This is a genomic window from Motilimonas eburnea (assembly GCF_021295345.1).
Lineage (GTDB): Bacteria > Pseudomonadota > Gammaproteobacteria > Enterobacterales > CBDFNC01 > Motilimonas > Motilimonas eburnea.
The window spans coordinates 1-19,651 of record NZ_JAIMJB010000022.1; the positions used below are offsets into that span (position 1 = coordinate 1).

A 19,651-nucleotide genomic window follows, 5' to 3' on the forward strand; every position below is an offset into this window, starting at 1 on the left:
CTGAAAATACAGTTAGTTCAATTTAATATATGATTTTCTAGGAAAAGGAAAAATAAGCTCATAAAACGCCCATAGTGCATAAATTATCAGCAATTAGACCTTACTAATAATGTTAGATCTCGCCCTGAGTATGTGGTAACTAGGTGTGGATTCTTACTGAACATCGCTGAGTAGGACTTGATCTGGTTTGCAATGGTGATTACTTTTCTCTTAACCACATTTCTATCAGAATTGTATTCCTTAGCCCTCCTTTCATAAAATAGCTTACCCACACCATTTATCGACGCGTAATAGTGTTGAAGGTTCTTTTGAAAGTCTGACATCGCAGCAAGCTGTTCTTTCTTAATCGCCGTTTGGTTATTTGTCGAAACTGTAATTTTAGATTTTACATCTTCATCAGTTGTTACAATTAGCCGCAAAGGTATATTGATATTACCAATGTTTTCATTGTTACGATTTTCATATAGAACATTGCTTGTTTGGCAGCCATTAACAATTTGATAATCAGTGATCGTTAGTGAGTTCGCTGAGGTTTTTATTGAGTCTGCGACGATCGTTACTCCATTGTTCAGGACACTAAACAAATCCGGCAACTCACTATTTAATGTGTCATTAATGTTGCTATTGACTAAATTTCCAATCCCTTGAAAGTCTCGAACATTATCGTCAAAGATACTTTGAATATTTCCATTCTCATCGATTAAAAGTTTTTTAAACTCGGAGAACGGTAGAACTCCATAAAATGATTGATCTATTCCATCAATATCCGGAAGGGTGATTTTGTTTGAAAATGTGAATTTAGATGTTATTGGATTTTTTGTCTTTCGATAAAGCTTTCCAAGCTCATTCGCCCCGAGCACTTTTGCTTCAACACTCTCAAATAGGTTGTAGCTTTCTAAGTCGGTTACAGAAGAACTGACAACAGCAGATATGTTTTGATCATCATTTACTACACCAGTGGTTATGTAATAACTCTTACAAACAGGGTTTTCTTTAAAATCTGACGCATTATCTAGTAGATAATCAGAAATTTCTGAGAATTTTTTAATATCATCGTTTCTAGCGAGTTTTGGGCTTTCACTAAAGAAGTCACTGATTCCAAAGTAGAAAGCGTGCATCTCTTTGGTATCAAAGTTAGATGATGTTTTCGCCTGAATAAACAGATACGTTACTTCCAAATATCCATTAGCTTCAAGCAGACTATCAATCTCATCGGTATCCTCAACAAGGTGTCCGTTTACGATGATAGCTATTCCGTCAATTCCAGTATCTGCACCAGCCCCAACAGTAATATTTTTTACGTCGAATGTCTTATTATATTCATTAGCTAGAACAGAGAAATTACAAAACATCTCAAAGTCAACAGTTTCATCGCAGGAGTCCATTTCTTGAGCTTCTAGGAAATCTTGCAAAAGCTTTTTAGTTATTCTGTCCATTACTTTCCTTTTGTAGCCGTAGTGGCAATTTGTGTTGAAATCTAACAGTATATTGCACACCTTTCTTGGTAAACTTGCACGATTTTGTCTAGCTTACCCAAATGTAGCACTTGTATATCATCGGCTTAAGTAAATTCTTGGCTATTCACTCTAATCCCAGAGGCAAACAAATCAAACCAGATAACGGACGAGCCACGATTTAGCCGACGTAACTAAGCAGTTTGATGTTTTTATGATTATACATCAATCAATTAAGTGTTTGATGTGAGTAAAACGAAGCTTCTGCATTTTTTTGCGCACCAAGGGCTGGTTTCACGCACTCTCACCAGAAATCGAATTTATCTTGCTTGTTGCATATGATAATAGTTAGCATATAGCTTATCACTTGTGTTGTGTGTGGTTGTTTTCCATTCCTTTGCTGATAGCCACCCATCTAACCGAATCAAACCCATAGGAACGGAAGCGAAACTAAGCTATGAGAATCAATCGAGTTATAACGGCCATTATGTTGTTGGCTGTGTCGGCGGCGTCGGCTGTGTGGGCGCAGGCAGCGCAAGATGGGTTTCCTCGCACCTTTGTTAACGCTGATGGTTCAACAACCACGATCCCTGCTCAGCCTAAGCGTATTCTGTCTACGTCTGTCACGATCAGCGGCACCTTGCTTGCCATTGATGCGCCCTTGATTGCCAGCGCGTTAACTTATGAAGGTCAATTTTTTAGCCAGTGGGCCGAGATAGGTGAGCAGCGCAAGGTGGCCAAGGCTTGGCCTGCGGGCAGTGTCGATCTTGAGTCGGCGTATCTTTACGAGCCAGATTTAATTGTGGTGGCTTGGAATGGCGGTGATTCGGCGCGCGATCAAATTGCGGAATTTCAACAAATTGCGCCGACGATAGTGCTCGATTACACCTCGCAATCTTGGCAGAGCTTAGCCCTTAAGCTAGGGGAGGCTACGGGCCTAGAGGCGCAGGCACAGCAAAAAATTGATCAATTTGAGCAGTTTGTGGCGCAGAGTAAAACCCAGTTACAGATCCCCGCTGGTGAGGCCAATATTGTGGCGTATTTTGGGGCGGGCTCAACCAATATGATCGCCCTAGAAGATGGCGTGCATGCTGAATTACTCTCGTCCTTAGGCTTTAAGATGGAAGTGCAAAATCGAGCGTGGCATGACAATACCGTGCCACTGGCTGATTTTTTACGCGTGCATTTTGAGATGCTGCCGCAGCTAAAAGCCGAAACCACCTTTTTGTTAGAAGTCGGCGGTCACAGTGCCAGTCGATTTATGCAAGACCCTATCTTAGTCAATTTGCCTGCAGTGAAGAATCAGCAGGTATATGAGTTAGGGCGTAACTCGTTTCGCATCGACATGTACAGCGCCACGGAAATCGTGAACGACATAGTGGCGATTTTTGGCAAGGCTGACAATGCCGGCTGATCGCGCAAGCGTGTCGGTTATCGCGGATGTGATGCCAAGCGTAAACCAAGCCAGAGATAGTCAAAGGCGACGTTGGCTATGGGCGGGACTGGTGCTGCTGTGTGCGGTGGCTTGCTTGAGTATGTTTATCGGCACCCACACGATTTCGCCAGCGGTGACCTTAGCCGCCATTTTCTCTTTCGATCCCAGTAATAGCGATCACTTACTCGTGATGCATTTGCGCATTCCCAGAACCTTGTTGGCCATGGTGGTCGGCGGCGCCTTGGGCGTGGCGGGAGTGATCATGCAAGGATTAACGCGCAACCCTTTGGCCGATCCCGGCATCTTGGGGGTCAATGCTGGCGCTGCCGTGGCGGTGGCGCTCGCCATTGCGTTTCTCGGCATTCAAGACATGGCTTATGTGATGTGGTTTGGTTTGCTCGGCGCAGCCATTGCGGGCGTGGGTGTGTTTGTCCTTGCTGGGGTGAATAAAGGCGTGAATCCAGTTCGGGTGGTACTCGCGGGGACGGCTTTATCTGTGGTGCTGCTTGCCTTTACTCATATGATCACCATTAACAGCCACGAAATGGTGTTTGAGCAATATCGTCATTGGTCGGTGGGCTCGTTTCAGGGGCGGGGCTTTGATGTCTTGCTGCCAGCTACCTTGCTGATTGCGGTGGGTTTGGTGATTGCGTTTTGTTTAAGCCAAGCCTTAGATACGGTGTCGCTGGGCGAGGACATAGGCCAAGCTCTTGGCGTAAACCCACTTAAAATTTGGTGTTTTGCGGCCATTGCCATCGTGATTTTGGCAGGAGCGGCAACGGCGGCGGCGGGGCCGATTAGTTTTGTTGGGCTAACCGCGCCTCATATTGCTCGCATGGTCGTTGGGCCAGATCATAAATGGTTGCTGCCTTTTTCTTTATTGATAGCTTCAACCTTGGCCGTGCTGGCCGATGTGTTAGGCCGAGTGGTGGGTTATCCCAATGAAATCAGCGTGGGTATTATGATTGCCTTGATTGGCGGGCCGTTTTTTGTGTTCCTTGTCAGACGTTGGAAGATATCTCAGTTATGATCCAGCGCCGTTATCCTTTGCAAGCTGCGGGTGCGGGTTATGTTTGTCGCCTTGGCCCGTTTTCCATTGTTTATCAGCCTTTGCATCTGCTGGTGGCTTTTGCCTTGTTGCTGCTGGTTTGCGTTATTGCGACCTATTCAATGACCTTAGGTAAATTTAATTTGTCCTTGTTGCAAGTGGTGGATGCCATACGCGGCGCGGGCGAGGGCGGGGTGAAAGATCGCATTATCTTGAATATTCGCTTACCTAAGGTACTGACCGCGGTGTTTGTTGGTGCGGCCTTAGGCATTTCTGGCGCTGTGTTTCAGTCGGTTTCAAGAAATGCACTGGGTTCGCCCGATGTCATCGGTTTTACCACGGGCGCGGCAACTGGCGCCATCGCGCAAATTGTCTTGTTTGAATCGGGTGCCCTTGAAGTGGCATTGGCGGCCATCGTGGGCGGTGTGGTGACGGCGCTGGTGGTTTATTTGCTGGCGGTTAAAGCCGGTGTGGTAGGTGGCTATCGTTTGATCTTAACCGGCATAGGCATAGGGTCGATTTTAAGCGCCCTAAATGGACTCATGTTGGTTAAAGGTAATTTAGATAATGCCATCATGGCCAACCTTTGGTTGGCGGGCTCATTGCACGCCCGCACTTGGACTCATGTTTACCCTGTGCTGGTGGGAGTGGTGGTGTTGTTGCCTATTATGATGGTGTTAAAGCGCGCGCTGGCGATGATCGAAATGGGTGACGACATGGCCACTCAGCTTGGGATCCGTGTTGAGCGAGTTCGCCTAATCATGATTTTCTTTGCCGTGGTGCTGGCAGCCTTTGCCACTGGCGCGGCCGGTCCCATTGCCTTTATTGCGCTGGCAGCGCCGCAGTTGGTCAGCCGATTAAGGCAATCGCGAGCAATGTCGTTGTTTTCGTCAGCCCTGATGGGGGCGTTATTGGTATTAGCGGCGGATGTGCTAATCCAGTGGTTACCGTTTCAAGCCAGTATGCCGATTGGCCGTATGACGGGCATCGTCGGTGGTATTTATCTGATTTGGTTACTGACTCGTTCGCGGCAGTTTTAAATACCTTAGGCCCTAAGTAAGCATATCGGATGAATACTCCGCAAAAACGCTGTGAATATATCCCTATACGCTCTGCGTTTTCATCCCTGAAAACGAAGTTTTGCTACTTATCCATCCGATATTCAATTTGTTTAGTTAGGGCTGAGTTGTAGGCCACGGTTGAAATTCATAACTTCATCAATTTCAAAACAGTGAAAATGAGAATGCTTTACATTTAATTTTATTGTGAATAAAGTATGCCCCTATTTTTAATTAACCCTGTGATTTAACGTCTCACCACACTGAATTTGAGCGGGGTGGCGTGGGCGTCAAAAAGGATGGCTTGAATGGTTTCGGGTCAGGAGAAAGGAACATGATAAATAACCAGCACCCCATGCAAGCGGTAACGGATTTTCAAGAGCGCGTTTGGATGCACCATCAGCATAATGACGATGGCTCGATGCAGTATGCCACGGCGTATCATTTAACCGGCAAAACCAACATAGGCCGGCTGGTGGCGGCGCTGCAAAAGCTTCCTCAATTTGTGCCTGCCTTGAACCTGAGTTATCGGTTTGATGAAGAGGCGGGGCTAGTTAAAGTGCCAGGTAAGGCCGACGCTCAGCCCATCAATATTGAAGCCCTTGATAATGTGCAAGAGGCGATAGCGCATCTGCAAACTAAGCAAGCCAGCCCGATTGCCCTTGAAAGTCTCTCTGCTATCCAGTTCACCGTTTATGTCTGCGCCGAGCAAGAGTTAGTGTTAGGCGTGACTGCGCATCAGATTCTGGAAGGTGAGCTGAACTGGCAAGAGGTGTTTGAGGTGTTGAGTGCCTTATATAACCACGGCCTAGCCGCGCTCGATAAGCCGACCCAGTCAAGTGAGCAGGTGGGCTTTACGCCGCTACAAAGCTTACCAGCGCTTTCTGCAACTTGTTTGCCTTGGCTTAAGCGTGCCAGCCAAGAAATCCAATATGTGCAAGCGGGCGTGACAGACGACATATCGGCCTATTTACAAGCAGCCGAGCCACGCAAGTTCGCCACAGTTATTCAAAGAAGTGCTTACGATAAATACCTAGGTCGAGCCTTAACCGAGGTTGAAGTTTTGGCGGCCACGGCCGTGTTGTTTGCTCGTTATATTACCCAAGCCAATGGCTTGGCAAGCCTAGAGGTCTGTGTGCCTGTTGATATTAGTCAGGCGAATTTGGCCATCAACGGCGCCATGGTTGAATCTAACCTAACTCAGCTGACCTTAACCCAAGATGACTCACAACTGGCACAAGCCATTACTGACGTGGTAGCTCAGCTGGATTTAGCGCAGCAGCCAAATGCTAAGGTGCAAGTAGGAGCGGATGCGGCGGCTCTGGTAACTTGGTTGGTCGATCCGGCGCAGTATTTATCTCTTGAGCACGTGACGGCCAGCAAGCTAGCCATTGCGCCTTTGCAGCCTAAATTTGAAATTGCCTTGGGTGTTGGCGTTAATCGCCAAGGTGAGCTGGCCTTAGAATTAGTGACGGCAGCGTCTGTGTCGCCGCATTTAGGAGCGCATTTGTTTGAGCAATATATTGCCTACATAGGCGGTGAGCAGCTTGTCTCAGCTGAGGTTATGCCTGTATCAGCGGTAGCCAGTCAGCAGCCATTGGCACAGCCAGTATTACAGACAATAGCGCAGCCGTTGGCACAGCCGTTGGCAGAGCCATTGGCAAAGCCGAAAAGCGCTACCCAAATTACCCCACAAACCCACAACCCATCCATTGCTGACACCATTTTAGCTGAGTTTCGCGCAGCACTCTCGGTTGAACAGATGAGCTTAACCGATGACTTTTTCGATTTTGGTGGCCATTCATTAATTGGTACCCGAGTGGTTGGCAGGTTACTGAAAGACCATGGCATTGAAGTCGCCATTGCTGATTTATTTACTTATCGCACCGCGGCCGAGCTAGGGAAATATGCAAAGCTAGTAGAGGTGGCTGCTACTGAGCCAACTGAACAGGTCAGCCGTTTAGCAGCTGTGGTTGAGCTGATCTTAGCCGAGTTTAAAGCGGCGTTAGCCAATGATGAGATGACGGCAACGGATGATTTCTTTGATTTTGGTGGCCATTCCCTGATTGCCACACGCGTTATCGGTCGCTTGTTAACCCACCACGGCATTGAAATCACCATCAATGACGTGTTCAGCCACCCCACGGCGCAATCTTTGGCCGAGCAGGCTGTGTTGCAAGGCGTAGAGTCTGGAGAGGTGACAGCGGATGTGACGGTTGATTCGGAACTGACTCATGTTGGTTCAAATCTGGCGCCGCTGTCGTTGGCGCAAAACTCACTGTGGAAAGCGATCCCTAAATACGCCAAGTTTGGTCTAAATACCATCTTCAACTTGCCGTTTGTATTGCGCTTTTTAGACGAATTGGACGAAGTGGCCTTTGGCGAAGCTTGCCGCGATATTATGGTGCGCCATGCAGGTTTACGCAGCCACTTCTATGAAGACAAGGGCGTGCCTTGTCAGCACGTGGTAGAGGTTTCTGAACTAGATAATTACCAATGGTATTGGACCTCAGACGAGTGTGAATTTAGCGATCTGAATGAGTTCCTTAAGCATGAGGCGCTCCATCCATTTGATTTACAAAAAGAGCTGCCTTTGCGGGTGCGCTTTATTCGTTGCCAGCAAACCGGCCTGCAATTTTTATCCTTCTTGTTCCATCACATAGTGCAAGATGAGTGGTCGGTGAACCTGATGATGGATGAGCTCAATTACGCTTATAAACTGCGGGTGCAAGGCAAGGCGCCAAGCTGGCGTTATGAAGCGCTACCTATGCACGAATATGCGCGCATGCAACGCAGCTCAGGTAACCATCAAAAGCACCTAGATTACTGGCTGAATAACTTTAAAGATGTGCCTTGGTCGACGCCTATCTTCCCCAAAGATCATGCTTTATCTGCACCAGCCGATCCTAACGGGCCGAAAGGCGGTTGGGTGATAGTTGAAATGGAAGATGAGGTAAGAGATGGTTTATATGCCTTGGCTAAAGCACAAAGTGCGTCGCTGTTTAACGTAGTTTACGCCGCTATCGCCGCAGCTCTGAATGTTGTGGGAGCACCGAACAAGTTGATAGTTGGAACATCGGCTTCTGGGCGTCATGATGTTGAATACTATGACACCATAGGTTATTTCACGACTGTGGTGGCGCATTTGGTGGACTTTGATCGCGCCAATACCGTGGCCGATTTGGTGGCTCAGGTAAAACACACCATTAACGATTCTATGCCTTATGGTGATATTCCCATCGACCTGATAGAAGAGGGCTTAGTAGGCGGTGAGCCTGAGGTGGACGGCCACATGTTTGAGGTGTTTATTCAGCTGCATGCGAAAAGTAAGTTTAGTGGCGCATTTGAGCTGGCCAACGGTGACAAGGTGAACTTCCAACAAGTGGATTCAGATCGCAGCGAGTCGGGGCTAGGCCTGCAGTTTGAGGTGCTAGAAGAAACCGTCAACAATGAGCAAGTGCTACGGGTGATGATGAGTTACCTTACCGAAAACTACAGCCCCGCTCAGGTGACATTACTCTGTGATACCCTTAGCGCTTTATTTGCTGAGTTTGCGAAATCCCCTAAGGGGGCGCAATCACTTAACGCCATTAAACAAGATGTGATTGAGTCGCAAGGGGTCGCGGTTGTTTAATCAGCGACATGGAGAATAGCAATATCGCATGAAGTATCCGCAAAAACGCTGTGTATATGTCCCTATACGCTCTACGTTTTCATCCCTGAAAACGAAGTTTTGCTACTACTTCATCCGATATGCATACCTAATGACTCTGGTATTTCAACAGCATTAAGAATAACCTCTTGATGCTGTTTGTTTTTTGGTGGCCTTAAGAAGTAATGAAAAACACATAATATGATGAGCTTATCTACAGTGACAAAATCTAACGTGTCGGCTCGGCTTATGCCTCGGCTAAAGGGCGAGAACCTCAAGCTTGCCTATGAAAACCGAGTGATCTGCGAAGACCTTGAACTTAGCATTCCCGAGGGTAAATTTACTGTGATCGTTGGCCCTAACGGCTGTGGTAAATCGACCTTGTTGCGCAGTTTGTGCCGTTTGCTCAAACCTAGCCAGGGCCAAGTTTGTCTTGATGGCAAAAACATTCAGCAGATGCCAGCCAAGGAGCTAGCGCGAGCCTTAGGTTTACTGCCGCAAAGTTCGCAAGCCCCGGAGGGCATTCGCGTGGTGGATTTGGTGGCACGGGGTCGCTATCCACACCAAAAGCTATTTAAGCAATGGAGCCAAGCAGATCAAGACGCTGTGTTTCAAGCCATGGCCGACACCGGCGTGACCGAGTTAGCCGAAAGGCAGGTAGATGAACTGTCGGGCGGCCAGAAGCAGCGGGTGTGGATTGCCATGGTGTTAGCGCAGCAAACGCCGATTGTCTTGTTGGATGAGCCAACCACTTATTTGGATGTGGCCCATCAAATCGATTTATTAGAGCTGTTTCGCAGCCTAAATCGAACCAAGCAGCACACGATTGTGGCCGTATTGCATGACCTAAACCAAGCTTGTCGTTATGCCGACCACTTAATTGCTTTTGCCGGTGGCAAGATAGTGGCGCAAGGTGAGCCCAATGACTTGGTTGATGCGGCCTTGGTGAAGCAAGTGTTTGGTTTGGATAGTGTGATTATTGACGATCCCGTGAGTCACACCCCGTTAATCGTGCCCCTTGGCAAATAAGGGATATAACGGCCTATGACCTATTTGTCTGAGCCACAAATGCTCACCTTAGGCGGGCAAACCATTTGGCAGCGCCGTTTCGAGGTGCTGCGTTATCGCGATGAGCATGCCAAGATGCTCAATGTCAGTTTGCCTAATGAGGTGGTGCGGGCAGTGCCCAAGCGCAAGGCCGAGTTTGTGGCTGGCAGGGCCTTGGCATTAGCCATGTTGCAACACGCGGGCTGCCCCTGCACCGACATTCCTATTGGCGAACATAGATCGCCCGTGTGGCCCCAAGGATGGCTCGGCAGTATTTCTCATACCGATGACATGGCGATAGCGGCCATAGTGCCCACCTCAGAGGTTAACTTGCTTGGGCTAGATGTGGAAAACCTGATTGCCGACAGCCAAGTCGACTCGCTAATGCCTTTGTTTGTTAGCCCAACAGAGCAGGCTTTGTTGGCCGATACTGGCCTTTCAACCCAAGCCTTTGCCACCTTAGTGTTTTCCGCTAAAGAGAGTATTTTCAAAGCCATCTATCCAAGGGTAAAAACCTACCTAGAGTTTAGCGACGCCATGCTGACCGCCATCGATATAGCTAAAGGCGAAGCCTATTTTAAGCTGTGCGCCGAGGGTGAAGCGCGTTTTGGTTCAGCACTAGCACTAAAGGTGAACTTTTTGTTTGAAGCCGGCAGGGTTTATACCTTGGTTTGTGTTAAGTGGTAACATATTGCTCGTTTGGTCTTTGATAAATTTAAAAATGGGGAGAGCGCTTTGAAGCCATTGTTTGAGCAGCTTATGCAACTCGATAAAGCAGAGTTGGTGGAATTCATTGTCCAGTTGCAAGCTGAAAATCGCGACTTAGATCACCGAATAGAGTTACTTGCAAACAAGCATTCGGTGGCTGGGCAAGTTGCGTTAATCAAGAAACAAGTGCAAAGCTTAAAACGAAGCCAGCGTTTCATTTCTTATCGTGAAGCAGGTACATTTACTAATGAAATCAGTGCTATGGTTGCTGCTATGGCTGAGCTTGTAGAGAGCAAGCTAGAAGCTAAAGCCGTATTTTCTTTAGTGGATAGTTTTATGCAAAGTCATGGCAAGGTGTATGAGCGCGTTGATGATTCCAGTGGTTATATCGGCGAGTTGTATCATCAAGGCTGTGATCTTTGGATTAAGGCCGCAAGCCAGTTGCGTCAGTCGCCGAATGCTAAACGAACGAGCCTTGATTGGCAGCAGGAAGTGCTTAAACGGCTTGAAGATAACGGTTATGCGGTATGGGATTACTTGTTGCAAAATAGCGCGTTGTTGTTAACGGATACCGAGCTAAAGCAGTTAGCTTGGCGGTTTGAAAACGACATGCGTGAAGCAAACCTCAACAAGCAAGAGGATAAATTTGGTCTAGCGCCAATAAAGGCAAGGCTAAGATTGGAAGGGGTGGCCATTGCCTTACAAGATCCTGACTTGCTAGAAAAAAGCATGACCTTGTATCAGGATGAAATTAATGAGTTACAAAAGGCGCACCTCGCCAAAGAGCTGCTTGACCTAGGTTTTCCGCAGCGAGCAGTCACTTGGCTGCAAGGGGAGTGGAAAAGCTTTCATCAAAGCGAGCAACTGCGTTTACTGGACACTTGCTACCAAGCTGCGGGCGACAGCCGTGCGCTAATTAAGTTACGCCAAGACCGCTACCAAGCCGAGCCAAGCATGGCCAATTTAGCCGCCTTAATAGAAGTGAGTGATCCGCAGGACGTGGCTTCGCTTCAGCAAGGTGCAGTTGCTAATGCTAAAAAGATAGGTGTGTTTTCAAACAGAATCGATACCTTACTCAAATTACAAGCATGGCAAGAAGCCAGTGAGCAAATCGTAACGGCTGGCGATGAGCTGCAAACGGCAGGCTATTATGAACCAGTTGAGTGGGCAAAACAGTTCACCAAGCAAGATTTTCCCCTTGCTGCCAGCCTATGTTATCGCATGTTGTTGGACGATATTCTCAGCTCAGCGAGGTCGAAAGCGTATCACCATGGTGCGCGGTATTTACAAAAACTGATTAAGTTAAGTCCTGATGTTAAGGATTATCAAGGCCATATCGATCACCATTACTACCTAGAAAAAGTAAAGCAGCGGCATGGCCGCAAAAAGGCGTTTTGGGCTAAGGTTGATGCATCTAATTGAAGTAGTCGTGGATACGGGGCGATAAAGTGTGAGCAAAAGTACCCGCAGTAAGATAGAGCAAGGCTTGTTGTTTATTGAAAATCACCTTGATCAGCGGCTGACCGCTGAAGAGGTGGCTCAACATGCTAATTTATCAAGCTTTCATTTCCAGCGTCACTTTACTCATTACATTGGCGAAACCTTTGCACAATATGTATTGCATCGCCAGTTAGAGCGCGCCGCGCAGCAACTGGTTACCGCGCCCAGTAAAACGGTTCTAGATATCGCAATCGATACCGGTTTTGCCACCCACAGCGCATTTTCTCGCGCATTCAAGCAGCATTTTGAGCTCAGCCCAAGTGCGTTTAGAGCCCAAGCGCATCGAGCGCCGTTTGGGTTGGATATCAATCGTCCGCTACTGAAAACGCGCGCCGCTAAATCAAGTGCGCCTCAGGTGGTTGTCACGGCTTTACCTAATATGCATTTGAATTATAAGGGTGATTCTGGAACCAAAAATGGCCGCTTTTTCAGCCGCACCCTCACCGACATCGTTGATGACTTTGCTCTGTTGCGTCAGTCTAGTGAACCCCTTGGCTTGGTCAGCGCGTTTCCCCGCAGCCCGCAGGGCATGAATGATGACGAGGTAAAGGTGCTCTATGGAGCTTTATATCCGGCTATGCAGCCTAGCCATTGGAGCCATGATTGGTTAACCCTCAACCAAGGCTTGTGGGCGGTGTGTGAACATCAAGGCAGTTATGATTTCTTATATCAAACCTGGAATTTAATGTGGAACGCATGGCTGCCTTCGTCCGGCTATGAGCTGCGCGATGCCTTACCCTTTGAGCAATACTTCACCGACCCGCAGCAACTTGCTGAAAAGGCGTGGTGCACCAAAATTTATTTACCCATAAAGAGCGCAGGATCGGAACAGCCCGAATAAGCAAAATTTGTTGATATAGGCTCCTCAGTTAATGACTAAGGAACCGCGATGACCATAGATAGATTTTGCTCAGCCACCGCTGCTAGCCAGCAGCTCAAAGCGGGTGACATCACCCCTCAACAGCTTAAAGATACCCTGTTGGAGGGGATTGCGACCGACGATACTAAGATCAAATCGTTTTTATTTACCGACAACGCGCCAAGCCCAGTCAGGCCGAATTCCTTGCTAGGGGGCTTACCAATTAGCGTTAAAGATCAATATCATATAGCGGATACACCGTGCAGTTTTGGTATGCAAGAGCAGCCCATATCCAGCGTGACTGCGCCCGTGATTAGCACCTTACTTGAGCAAGGGGCGACGCTGCTTGGCAAAACCAGCTTGCCGCCGTTTGCGATGGATTTTCAAACCAACAACAAGCGATTGGGCTTTTGTAACAATCCTTGGAATGTGGACTATACCTCGGGGGGCAGTAGTGGCGGCGGTGCGGCTGCCGTTGCTGCAGCGATGAGCTTTGCTGATATCGGCTCTGATTTAGCGGGCTCACTGCGTATTCCAGCCAGTTTTTGTGGTGTCTATAGTTTGCTTCCCAGTGAGGGCGCATTGTCCAATCAAGGCATGTTTGTTGATCCCGACGAGCAGATTGCACATTTTGCGCGCCCTGGGCCAATAGTGAGAACGGCGGAAGATTTACGCTTGCTCTGGCAAGGATTAAGTGGCAAAGGTAAAGACGTAACATCATTAGATACTGATGAGTTAGCGCGGCCTTTACGCATCGCCTTCTGGAAAGCGTTAGATGAGCTGCCTTTGGATCTCGAGATATCACAAGCCATGGATAATGCGCTTACCCTTTGGCAGGAAGCGGGGGTGAGCTTACAGCAGGATAAACCGGAGAACTTTAACTTTAATGAATGTTGGCGTTGGTATGGCCAGATCATGGGATATGAGATCGCGGGGCTGCTCAATATTTTCCAGCGTTGGCTCAGTATTCTCACCGGCGGAGCTTATAGCCGTTTGTCGCCCCACTTTTTCGCGAATGTGATTAAAGGGTATCGACGTAACGCAAGTCATTATGGCGATGCGCTGTCCAATAGGCAGCGGCTGATCGCTCACAGTGAAGCCTTTTTTCAGCATTATGACGCTTGGGTGCTGCCTGTTACTTGTTGCAAGGTGTTTAAACATATGGCGCCGACCTCAGAGCACGGCCCCAACCGGACTTATCAGCAGCCACTAATTATTAATGGCCTAGAAGTGAACTACTTAGATGCGTTGACGGCATATACCACCCCGATCAGCTTGATTGGTCACCCCGTGGTCACCATGCCCATTGGCGTTGACCAGCATGGTATGCCCATTGGTATTCAACTTGTGGGTAAAATGAATGGCGAGGAGCAGTTGATTGCGGTGGCAGAAAAGCTATCGCAACACATCAGCATGCCAAGGTGCCCGAGTTGGTTGTAGTGGTGTAGATGTGAGTGGGTTGGCTATAAGGGGAACTCACTCACCATTTTGCCATGATGCTGCTTGATCCAGCTCGCTTAAAATCGCACAAATAATGCACGAAACTGATCAAAAGGGTAAACTAGCCGTGCTCACGGACGAGCGGCAGTTGACGATATCAAGATGATCAATACTCTCGATTATTACAGCAAGAATGCAGATGCATTTTTTGAGGCGACGGTGAACCTAAACCTAACGCCTTTATACGATGCATTTTTGCCTTACATACCTCCCGGTGGGGCGATTTTAGATGCGGGCTGCGGCTCGGGTCGTGACGCCAAATATTTTGTTGAACACGGCTTTCAGGTGTCTGCGTTGGATCCCAGCCCAGAGCTGGCCATTAAGGCTTCACGCTTTTCTGGCGTTGCGGTGGAGCTGCGTGATTTTACCCAGATTGACGAAGTGCGTGCCTATCACGGAATTTGGTGCTGCGCCAGCTTGTTACACGTTCCTTATGATGAGTTGCCGGATATCTTAAATCGGCTCTACCGTGCCTTGAAGCCCGGTGGCGTGTTGTATTTGTCGTTTAAGTATGGCGATAGTGAAGGGGAGCGCAATGGGCGTTGGTTTACTAATTTGACCCTGACCCGCTTAGCGGATTTAGTCAGTGATGTGCCGTTAACCATAGAAAAGACTTGGCGAACCTCAGACTTACGGCCCAAAAGCGGCAATGAAATGTGGCTTAATGCGGTATTAAGTAAGGGCCAAGATAAAGCTGTATCGCGGGGTGTTAGCTTGCAAAACAGGCTTGGTAATTTGTTTGTGATCCGTAGCTCGCGCCAGTATTGATGGTTGGCTTTGTGGGGTAGGAGCCGTGCTGTGGGAGCTACAGTCCAGTGGGAGCCGCAGTCATGCGGCGATATAGTCATGAGCTCAAATCGCACCATCACTGGTGCTCCCACAGGATTGGGTGCTCCCAAAGGGTTGGGGATTGCTAAGCTAATTTTCTAGGTTACGCATAAACCGATAATCCGCAGCACCTTCTTTCACACGATATAACGCGGCGGGTTTTCCCTTGCCCTTGTGCTGGCTTAGCTCGCCTGTTTCTTCTAATACATCGGCCAATTCGATACGGCGGCGAAACGATTTGCTTTGAATCGATTTGCCTAAAATAACCTCGTGTAACTGTTGCAACTCACTGAGGGTAAAGGTCTCGGGTAGGGCGTACACAGGCACCAGTGAATACAAGGCTTTTTGCTGTAGACGCGCTAATGCCTGTTCGATCATCTGTTTATGGTCAAACGCCAGCTCCATATTGAGGGTTTGTTGCAGCGGTAGCCATTGCACATCATCCACCGAATCTATGTCAGTAGTGCAGTGAGCATGGGCCATTAAGGCATAGTAAGTGACCGTGGTAGACCAACCTCTGGGATCGCGTGTCTTGTTACCGACGCTGGCGACCTGTTCTAAATAAGGCGGCGTTACCCCGGTTTTTTCGGCTAAATGGCGATTGGCACAAGCACTGAGGTCTTCATCTAACTGCACATCAATAAAGCCACCGGGTAAGCCCCATACCCCTAAAAAGGGATGATTGGCACGGCGTACCAGCAAGGTATAAAGCTCACCATGGATCACGGTGAACAGCACGCTGTCTACCGAGGTCAGGCACACATCGTAATCTTTAATGTTGTAGCTGGCTAAATAGGCTTGTTCGGTTTGTTGGCTCATTGGCTTCATCTTTTAAGTCCCAGAGACCTTATGATACCTAAGCCGAGTGATAAAGCCAGTGTGTTAGCGCTCCACCTAGCTTGCTTCTGATTAAATACGTATGTGCTTAATTGTGATCTCACTAGGCTGTGATTTGACTTTAATTTGAGCCATTATCAACCCCGTATCAATCCAGCTTTGTTTACAGCCCTGTCACGGCATTATTAATTAATGTCTAAAAGACCAAAATAAAGTTTGACAATAAAGAGTCTCTGAGACTATATTTATCTCAAGCATTAAAGAGTCCTAGAGACATTTAATAAAAGGAAGTTAAACCATGAAGATCAAGGCATACCAAACAGGTCAGTTAGAGGGAATGGAAATCCCTTTTGACAGTTTTACATTTAATGGTGGTGAAGAGCATGTGCGCTTAACTCAGCAAGTAGAGCAGGTGTCTCGCATTGAAATTACCACGCGTTTAATTAACTCGGCGGCGTTTATGCAGTTAGCTATCACGGTTGATGCCGTGCAACGCCAATATGGCAGCCAAGTCGCGATCGAGCTGGTGGCGCCATACTTTCCTTATGCTCGCCAAGATCGCGTTTGTAACTCGGGTGAAGCCTTAGGTGTGGCGGTGATGGCCAAGTTAATCAATGGCTTAAACTTACAAAAAGTCACCATTTGGGATGCCCACAGCGATGTAACCCCCGCCTTGATCAATAACGTGGTTAATCTGCCTCAAGGTGAGCTGCTAGCGCGTCATCCCGAGCTTGTTAGCCAACTTAAAGCGGGCCAGTTAACCTTAGTGGCACCCGATGCCGGCGCGGCCAAAAAAGTACACAACCTAGCTAAATTCTTCGGCGGTGGGATTGCCGTGGTGCAAGCGGAAAAGGTACGCGATGTCGCCACGGGAGAAATTACTCATACCGCCATTTTTGGCGATATCAGCAATCAAGACGTGCTGATCACCGATGACATTTGCGACGGTGGCCGCACCTTTATTGAATTAGCCAAGGTATTAAAACAGCAGGGCGCCAAGCGTGTCAGCCTGTTTGTGACTCACGGCATTTTTGCCAATGGCTTAGCCGTGTTTGATGGCCTAATCGATGCCATTTACACCAGCGAATCTTTCCCAGCACCTCAAGTAGCAGGTGCAACCGAATTACACATAGCTTAACCAGCGAAGAGGAAGTGATTATGACGATTTCAGCCCCAACCATGCAAAAAGATGTCTACAAAGAGTTTCACGGCCGCGCTTATCACCCTGATGTGTCAGAGGTTTATGCAAACTTTACCTCTCGTTCGGGCAAGCTAAGTAATGTGGCCAATAACGACAAGGTAGCCTTCGTTGGCTTGCAATACTTCATCATGTCTTATCTCATTGAAGAGTGGGATGCGTTTTTCAAAGCCGATAAGGCCACGGCGGTGGCTCAGCACAAGCGCATTTTATCGGCCATGTTAGGTTACAGCGTGGACATCACTTACCTAGAGAAGCTTCACGATCTTGGTTACTTGCCACTTAAGATCAAAGCCTTACCTGAGGGCACGTTAGTGCCATATCAAGTGCCGCCGATGACCATAGTGAATACTCAGGCTGGGTTTCAGTGGTTAACCAACATGATAGAAACCGTACTCAGCTGTGAAAACTGGCCAATTCAAACTAGTGCAACCACGTCAACGGCTTATATGAAGGTGTTTAAAGAGTTTGCCGAAAAAACCGGTTTAGACATGAGCTTTGTGCCATTCCAAGGCCACGATTTTTCATTTCGCGGTATGTTCGGTAAAGCGGCGGCGGCCATGAGTGGCTTTGGTCACCTTGCGTCTGGATTAGTGGGCACAGATACCATTACCGCCGTGTTATTCGCCGAAAAGTACTATGGTGCTAATGTTGACGAGGAGCTGGTAGGTTGTTCGGTTGATGCCACCGAGCACAGCGTGACGTGTAGCTGGTTAATGGAAGGCGAGATTGAATTTTTCCGCTACCTTATGCAGCAGCAAGCGCCGAAGGGGATCTTGTCTGTGGTCAGCGATACATGGGATTTTTGGACCCTAGTGACCGAGTATCTACCGCAGCTAAAACAAGAAATTATGGCGCGTGATGGCACCTTAGTGATCCGTCCAGACTCGGGCGACCCAGTGAAGATATTAACGGGTTATTTGGTTCACAGGGCGCCGTTTAGCTCTGCCGATGTCACCTTAGCTGCCGCTAACCTAAAGGCGCGTAAGGCCGATGCCGAAGCCTTTAGTTTTGACGACAAGTTTTATGCCGTAGTGGGTCAAGATGCCCAGCCAGAAGAGTTGATGCCATGTGAAATCAAAGGCTTGATTGAATGCTTATGGGATATTTTTGGCGGCACATTAACCGACAAGGGCTATAAGCTACTGGATTCGCACATAGGTGCTATTTACGGCGATGCCATCACCTTAGAGCGTCAACGCCAGATTTTACAACGTCTAATGGACAAAGGCTTTGCGTCTAAGGTGGTGTTAGGTATTGGCTCTTACAGCTACCAATACGTTACCCGCGACACCCACGGCAGCGCCGTAAAAGCCACCAGTGTGGTGAAAAATGGCGAGCGCATGGCGATATTTAAAGACCCGAAAACCGATACCAAGAAAAAATCGGCCAAAGGCTTATTAAAGGTCGAACGTGTCAATGGCGAACTCGTGGTGCTGGATAACGTCAGCGAAGCCGAAGAGCAGCAAGGCCTACTTGAAACCGTGTTTGAAGATGGGCGTTTAGTGAAAACCACGACGCTGACTGAGATCCGTGCGTTAATCAATAGCCAAATTTAGTTTGGCTGAGGTTTTTGGTTATTGACCCTAGCAATTTTCAGATAAAAATTAGGTGAACGATGGATGAGTAACTCTTGTTTCCACTATACGAGTATCGAAGCTCTATACAATATTGTGGCAAATAGATCATTGCACTTTGGTAGTTTCGGGATGATGAATGACCCACTTGAAACGAAAATTGATAATGACCTTCTTCATGAGTTGTACACTAATGAATTTAGTGAGTCAGAGCTCCCTCAAAATTTTTATTTCAAACGAAATAATATAGATGAGTTCCAGTATCGAGCGTTTGGCTTTTCCACCTCTAAGAGTGGTGATGACTTGAGCCAGTGGCGCTCGTATACTCAGAAAACCAAAGGGGTATGTATTGAATTTGATAAGGAAGCGCTGGAAAAACAGTTGGTTAAGTTGTTACACGAAAAAAGGCCTGTATCATGCGAATGTGTATACTCAATAACAAAAGAGCGAGAGTTGCTTCAACGCTACGTACAGCTGGTCAGAAGTAATGGTTGGTATAAAGTCATGAACCAATCAAATCCTGAGTTCATGGAGCATGGCCTCACTCAATTTGAGTACATGCTAGCTTTTCAAGAAATGGCAATTCAAATCAAACATGAGTCGTTTGAGCCTGAATCAGAAATTCGTTTTTTCCTTCTACAAGATAACTTTAACGGAGACATAGAAATAAAGCCTTGTGCAGGAGGGCTCACTCGCTATGTTAATGTTAACATTACACCTGAGTGCATTAAATCTATTAGAACAGGCCCATTAGTAGATAAGAGAAATAAGTTTATGATTCAAGAGCTATTTATGTCAAAAATGGATAAGTTTGTCGAAGTATCAGAGACTGCATCACCATATTTATAAGTTCGCATTGGTGCAGGGCAAACGCATGAATGTTTTTTGACCGAACGGTGGTGTTTTCTTAGTCGAATATTTGCCGCAAGAATGCGGCAGTTAAGCCATCA

Annotated in this window: 15 protein-coding genes; 13 read left to right on the forward strand and 2 right to left on the reverse strand. The window is 47.6% G+C overall.

Annotated elements, in window-relative coordinates; translation table 11 throughout:
• Window positions 1-86 precede the first annotated feature (86 nt).
• Window positions 87-1,436 (reverse strand): AIPR family protein, encoded by a 1,350-nt coding sequence (locus tag K6Y21_RS17810; RefSeq protein ID WP_233073231.1) that lies wholly within the window; start codon window positions 1,434-1,436, stop codon window positions 87-89.
• Between the two features lie 475 nt (window positions 1,437-1,911).
• Between K6Y21_RS17810 and fepB the strand changes: the two genes are divergently transcribed.
• The 10 genes from fepB (at window position 1,912) to K6Y21_RS17860 (ending at window position 15,029) form a co-directional block, all read left to right on the forward strand.
• Window positions 1,912-2,868 (forward strand): Fe2+-enterobactin ABC transporter substrate-binding protein, encoded by a 957-nt coding sequence (gene fepB / locus K6Y21_RS17815; protein WP_233073232.1) that lies wholly within the window; start codon window positions 1,912-1,914, stop codon window positions 2,866-2,868.
• Window positions 2,858-3,919, forward strand: a complete 1,062-nt coding sequence (locus K6Y21_RS17820) for a FecCD family ABC transporter permease (protein ID WP_233073233.1) — start codon at window positions 2,858-2,860, stop codon at window positions 3,917-3,919. The genes fepB and K6Y21_RS17820 overlap by 11 nt, the downstream gene beginning before the upstream one ends.
• Window positions 3,916-4,977 carry a FecCD family ABC transporter permease gene (locus K6Y21_RS17825; protein ID WP_233073234.1) on the forward strand — a complete coding sequence of 354 codons (1,062 nt, stop codon included), beginning with the start codon at window positions 3,916-3,918 and terminating at the stop codon, window positions 4,975-4,977. Before K6Y21_RS17820 ends, K6Y21_RS17825 begins: the two co-directional genes overlap by 4 nt.
• Before the next feature lie 352 nt (window positions 4,978-5,329).
• Window positions 5,330-8,629 carry a condensation domain-containing protein gene (locus tag K6Y21_RS17830; RefSeq protein ID WP_233073235.1) on the forward strand — a complete coding sequence of 1,100 codons (3,300 nt, stop codon included), beginning with the start codon at window positions 5,330-5,332 and terminating at the stop codon, window positions 8,627-8,629.
• A gap of 237 nt (window positions 8,630-8,866) precedes the next feature.
• Window positions 8,867-9,676, forward strand: coding sequence for an ABC transporter ATP-binding protein (locus tag K6Y21_RS17835; protein ID WP_233073236.1), 810 nt, complete (start codon window positions 8,867-8,869; stop codon window positions 9,674-9,676).
• Between the two features lie 15 nt (window positions 9,677-9,691).
• Window positions 9,692-10,381 (forward strand): 4'-phosphopantetheinyl transferase family protein, encoded by a 690-nt coding sequence (locus tag K6Y21_RS17840; protein WP_233073237.1) that lies wholly within the window; start codon window positions 9,692-9,694, stop codon window positions 10,379-10,381.
• Between the two features lie 48 nt (window positions 10,382-10,429).
• Window positions 10,430-11,824: a DUF6880 family protein gene (locus K6Y21_RS17845; RefSeq protein ID WP_233073238.1), complete on the forward strand. Its 1,395-nt coding sequence runs from the start codon at window positions 10,430-10,432 to the stop codon at window positions 11,822-11,824.
• A 28-nt stretch (window positions 11,825-11,852) separates the two neighbouring features.
• Window positions 11,853-12,743: a helix-turn-helix domain-containing protein gene (locus K6Y21_RS17850; protein WP_233073239.1), complete on the forward strand. Its 891-nt coding sequence runs from the start codon at window positions 11,853-11,855 to the stop codon at window positions 12,741-12,743.
• 48 nt (window positions 12,744-12,791) lie between these two features.
• The gene (locus K6Y21_RS17855) at window positions 12,792-14,201 is read left to right on the forward strand and encodes an amidase (RefSeq protein ID WP_233073240.1); all 1,410 of its coding nucleotides are present in this window, start codon (window positions 12,792-12,794) and stop codon (window positions 14,199-14,201) included.
• Between the two features lie 162 nt (window positions 14,202-14,363).
• Window positions 14,364-15,029 carry a class I SAM-dependent methyltransferase gene (locus K6Y21_RS17860; protein WP_233073241.1) on the forward strand — a complete coding sequence of 222 codons (666 nt, stop codon included), beginning with the start codon at window positions 14,364-14,366 and terminating at the stop codon, window positions 15,027-15,029.
• Between the two features lie 150 nt (window positions 15,030-15,179).
• Here the strand turns inward: K6Y21_RS17860 and K6Y21_RS17865 are convergent, their stop codons facing one another.
• Window positions 15,180-15,908: an NUDIX hydrolase gene (locus K6Y21_RS17865; RefSeq protein WP_233073242.1), complete on the reverse strand. Its 729-nt coding sequence runs from the start codon at window positions 15,906-15,908 to the stop codon at window positions 15,180-15,182.
• Between the two features lie 316 nt (window positions 15,909-16,224).
• On the opposite strand from K6Y21_RS17865, the gene prs reads away from it, so the two are divergent.
• From prs to K6Y21_RS17880, 3 genes are all read left to right on the forward strand, one after another.
• Window positions 16,225-17,064 carry a ribose-phosphate diphosphokinase gene (gene prs / locus K6Y21_RS17870; protein WP_233073243.1) on the forward strand — a complete coding sequence of 280 codons (840 nt, stop codon included), beginning with the start codon at window positions 16,225-16,227 and terminating at the stop codon, window positions 17,062-17,064.
• Window positions 17,065-17,084: 20 nt separating this feature from the next.
• Window positions 17,085-18,683 carry a nicotinate phosphoribosyltransferase gene (locus tag K6Y21_RS17875; RefSeq protein ID WP_233073244.1) on the forward strand — a complete coding sequence of 533 codons (1,599 nt, stop codon included), beginning with the start codon at window positions 17,085-17,087 and terminating at the stop codon, window positions 18,681-18,683.
• 150 nt (window positions 18,684-18,833) lie between these two features.
• The gene (locus K6Y21_RS17880; RefSeq protein WP_233073245.1) at window positions 18,834-19,550 is read left to right on the forward strand and encodes a DUF2971 domain-containing protein; all 717 of its coding nucleotides are present in this window, start codon (window positions 18,834-18,836) and stop codon (window positions 19,548-19,550) included.
• Window positions 19,551-19,651 lie beyond the last annotated feature (101 nt).